Genomic DNA, 4162 nt, shown 5'->3' on the forward strand with positions numbered 1-4162 from the left:
CTTGCAGGTACAAAAATAATTGAAGAATTGATGTCAACTTCTTCTTTAGCTTCTTCAATTGAATTAAAAATAGGCACTCCTAAAAAGTCTTGGCCACCTTTTCCAGGAGTAAGTCCTGCAACAATATTGGTATTATATTTTAACATTTGTTCTGTGTGAAATGAACCTTGTTTTCCAGTTATTCCTTGAACCAAACATTTTGTATCTTCATTTAATAAAATCATATATAAAACTCCTATCTTAATATTCTTGTTTTATTTTCAAATGGAACTGCTAAATCAATAACATTTCCATTCATAAAAGCAGTAGCGGAAAATATTACACTACCCGGCAACACATTACAGGTTGTCCCTCTTTTAACTAAATAAGTATTTTTATTTCCAAGTGCAGCACCAATCATCGCTCCTGCAATCACACCAACAGATTCTATATTTTCAACAGTAGCCACAACAACTGGATCATCCGTTTCTGGTGAAACATAACCTACACCCGGTATTTTTCTTGTTTTAGCTTCAATATAATTTGAAACATCAGTACAATTTTTCATGCCTTCTGCAGCTTCAATAGCAGAGTTTGCCACATCTGCTACAAATGGTTCACCACCATATGTGTCAAAACCTAAAACAATAGCATCAGGATATCTATCTGGTCTTATGCTTGCTTCAGCATATGAAATTCCCTCTCCTGCTTCTTCAGGATTCTGTGAAATTCCAGATAAATCACCGAAGTCTTCTGCACTTAATTTTAAAATATTTACAATACCTTCATTAATAGGCTCAAGCAAATCATCTTCTACAAATGCACTTACCACAACATCATCACCAGTGACATTTGTTAAAGCAACATTCCTTGCACCTAGTTCCTTAACTTTATAAAGGTTTTTTTCAATAGTTTCTACTAGCTTAGTACTGCAAGATACATCATTTTTTGAAATATCTGCACCTATAGCTGTAATTTTCAAGTTAACACCTATTTAAAATTTATTAAACAAACAAATAAAATATAAATATTTTATTGGTATATATTTTGTTTTTTAATTTATATAAACATTAATAATTTTTTGAAGAAAATTTAATAATGACAATATATAATATTATATATTAATGTATTCTCAAACCAAAATTGCAATTCCCATTTTTCAAAAAGATTGTGAAAACGTCATAAAAGTAGCTGAGGATTGCATTGAAAAAGGAGCTGATGTGTTAGAATTTAGAATTGATGGACTTAAAAATCCTGACATTACTGAAATTAAAAATACAATCAAAGAAATTAATTTTCCAATGATAGCCACCAATAGAATCAGTACTGAAGGCGGTTCTTTTAAGGGTAGTGAAAAAGATCGCTTCAATATACTATACCAGTGCGCTGAGTTAGTGGAGTATGTTGATATTGAACTTCAAAGCAATGACGAATATATAGAAAAAATACATGATACCGGAGTAAAAACCATCGTTTCATATCATGATTTTGAAAAAACACCTGATTTAAATGAAATTACATACATTGTTGAAAAAGAACAGGAATTAGGAGACATTGCAAAAGTTGCATTTATGCCTCAGGATTTAGAGGATACCTTAACAATCCTTGCAGTTCTTTCACATTGCAGCGACACTATTGCCATTTCCATGGGCGACCTAGGAAGCTACACCAGAGTCATGGCATCCAAATTTAACTCACCAATTACTTTTGCAGCTGGAACTGACGTTACAGCACCCGGCCAAATCGATATTGAAACAATGAAAGCTTTGCTTAATATGGATTTAAACATAATGGACGAGTGATGTAAATGGCTAAAAAAATAATTTTGGCTATATTTATAATTATCATACTTTCTATTTTTGCATTTAATTTAATTTCTAAGGAAACTGTAGATATTTACATTGATGGTGAAAATGTCAGCGTTTCAACTCATACAATGGCCAATATTAACTCAAAGAGTTTGAATGGTGAAATCTGCGATTATACATTGGATGCTATGAATGATTCAGCATCAAACATCACTACTTTATACAATGGAATTAATGATATATGCACCAGACATGGATTAAAAAATCCTGAAATCAATATTGATTCAAGTTTGGGTAAAAATCAAATCCCAATTATTGCATATGTCTGTGGAACATCAATGAATCCAACTTTAAAGGATGGTCAAAGTGTATTGGTGAATAAAACAAAAAATATTCATGTTGGAGACATTGTTATAGCTAATTCTCAAGAATATGGTGGAATCATAAAAAGAGTAGGTGAGATTAACGATGACAGAGTCCATTTAGAAAGCGACAATAAAAATGTTGACTTTGAATACATAAATGGAACATTATACGAACTAAAAGGAATAAGTCCATGGGTTGATTTATCCGAAATAAATGGTGTCGTTATTGATTATTGAAATTAAAATGAAAAAATTTTAATTGGGAAATAAACAAAATTATTCCCCATTTTATACTTTTAAGAAAAATTCCTAAACAGCATTATCACCCTCTTCACCAGTTCTGATTCTAATTACATTATCAATAGGGTAGATAAATATTTTTCCATCACCTATATTACCAGTATAAGCTCCTTTCTTAATTGCATCAACAATTAAATCTACACCGTCATCTTTAACAATTATTTCGATACGTGTTTTTGGAATCAAGTCAATGCAATAACTAGAACCTCTGTATGATTCTCTTATACCTCTTTGACTACCTCTGCCCTTTACTTCAGTTACATTCATTCCTTCACAACCTGCTTCCAAAAGGGCATTTTTAACATCATTGAATTTCTCTTGTCTGATAATAGCTACAATACTTTTCATAACATGTCACCTATGAATTAAAGTTATAAGCAGACTCCTTGTGGAGATTGGAATCTAATCCTCCGATCTCTTCGCCTTCGTCTACTCTCATACCACCCAGTGATTTATCCAATATTTTAGCTAATATGTAACTAATTGTAAATGAATATACAATAGTGGCCACAACACTAATTATTTGAATCAAAACCTGGTCAGGGTTTCCATATAATAATCCGGCAGTTCCGCCAATTGCTGGAACAGCAAATATTCCAGTAGCAATTGCACCCCAAACTCCAGACATACCATGAATTCCCCATACATCTAAAGCATCATCATATCCTAATTTAGGTTTTAGGTAATATATAGCAAAGTATGAAATTATCGGTGATATTGCACCAATCACCAATGCTCCAAAAACATCAACAAAACCTGCTGCAGGAGTAATTCCTACCAAACCGGCAACTGCACCGGATATTGCACCAAGTATTGTTGGTTTTCCTACAATATAAGTATCCAATATAGTCCAAACAACAAGACCCATAGCAGCTGAGACATTTGAAACTATGATTGCATTTGCAGCAAGTCCATCTGCTGCAAGACCTGATCCTCCATTGAATCCCATCCATCCGAACCATAAAAGAGCAGCTCCTAAAACTGCATATCCTAAGTTGTGTGGAATTAATGAAGTGTCTTTTCTTCTACCTAATACTAAAGCGACAGCCAATGCAGAAATACCTGAGTTAATATGAACTACTGCACCTCCTGCAAAATCCAATGCTCCCATTTGCATTAGCCATCCTCCTCCCCATACCCAGTGGGCAATAGGGACATAAACTAAACAAGCCCAAAGCGGAACGAATATTACCCATGCTTTTGTTTTCATCCTGCCAACTAAAGCTCCAGACAATATCGCACAGGTCAAACCTGCAAAAGCACATTGAAACATTACAAACAACAATGTCGGAATTGTTCCGTTTAAATCATCCAAAGAAATTCCCTGTAAAAAGAAATTGGTTGGTGAACCTATTAATCCGTTAACATCACTTCCAAATGCAAATTGATAACCGAAAATTACCCAAATTATACTAATAATAGAAAATGCAATGAAAGTTAAAAAAATTGTATTTAAAACATTTTTTCTTTTACTTAATCCTCCATAAAAAAATGCTACTGCAGGAATACTCATTAGTAATACAAGTAATGTACAAACCAGAATCCATGCAGTATCACCAGCACTAAACATATCCATTTTATCTTACTCAAAAATTTAATATCGGCCGTAGCCGGAAACAATATGTCGGAAGTATACTTCCGATATATAATAATTGCATTTAGGTATATATAAACATTTTGATTGAACACAATACAAAAACAAAAAAAATC

At 32.9% G+C, this 4162-nt stretch carries 5 protein-coding genes and 1 pseudogene; 2 read left to right on the forward strand and 4 right to left on the reverse strand.

The window, feature by feature from the left end; translation table 11 throughout:
• A pseudogene (locus tag QZU83_RS10320) lies at positions 1 to 224 on the reverse strand (succinate--CoA ligase subunit alpha); the annotation flags it as partial.
• Positions 225 to 235: 11 nt separating this feature from the next.
• Complete coding sequence (locus QZU83_RS10325) at positions 236 to 961, reverse strand: hypothetical protein (protein WP_292605452.1); 726 nt, start codon at positions 959 to 961, stop codon at positions 236 to 238.
• A 142-nt stretch (positions 962 to 1103) separates the two neighbouring features.
• Between QZU83_RS10325 and aroD the strand changes: the two genes are divergently transcribed.
• Both aroD and QZU83_RS10335 read left to right on the forward strand, forming a co-directional pair.
• Positions 1104 to 1781 carry a type I 3-dehydroquinate dehydratase gene (gene aroD, locus QZU83_RS10330; protein WP_292605453.1) on the forward strand — a complete coding sequence of 226 codons (678 nt, stop codon included), beginning with the start codon at positions 1104 to 1106 and terminating at the stop codon, positions 1779 to 1781.
• Between the two features lie 5 nt (positions 1782 to 1786).
• Positions 1787 to 2389 (forward strand): S24/S26 family peptidase, encoded by a 603-nt coding sequence (locus QZU83_RS10335; protein ID WP_295611906.1) that lies wholly within the window; start codon positions 1787 to 1789, stop codon positions 2387 to 2389.
• Between the two features lie 72 nt (positions 2390 to 2461).
• On the opposite strand, the gene QZU83_RS10340 is transcribed toward QZU83_RS10335, so the two are convergent.
• Entirely contained in the window at positions 2462 to 2800 is a 339-nt protein-coding gene (locus tag QZU83_RS10340) for a P-II family nitrogen regulator (RefSeq protein WP_292605457.1), read from the reverse strand.
• A 10-nt stretch (positions 2801 to 2810) separates the two neighbouring features.
• Positions 2811 to 4028, reverse strand: a complete 1218-nt coding sequence (locus tag QZU83_RS10345; protein ID WP_295611907.1) for an ammonium transporter — start codon at positions 4026 to 4028, stop codon at positions 2811 to 2813.
• Positions 4029 to 4162: the final 134 nt, after the last annotated feature.

The organism is uncultured Methanobrevibacter sp. (genome assembly GCF_902771435.1).
In the GTDB taxonomy this organism is placed as follows: Archaea; Methanobacteriota; Methanobacteria; order Methanobacteriales; family Methanobacteriaceae; genus Methanocatella.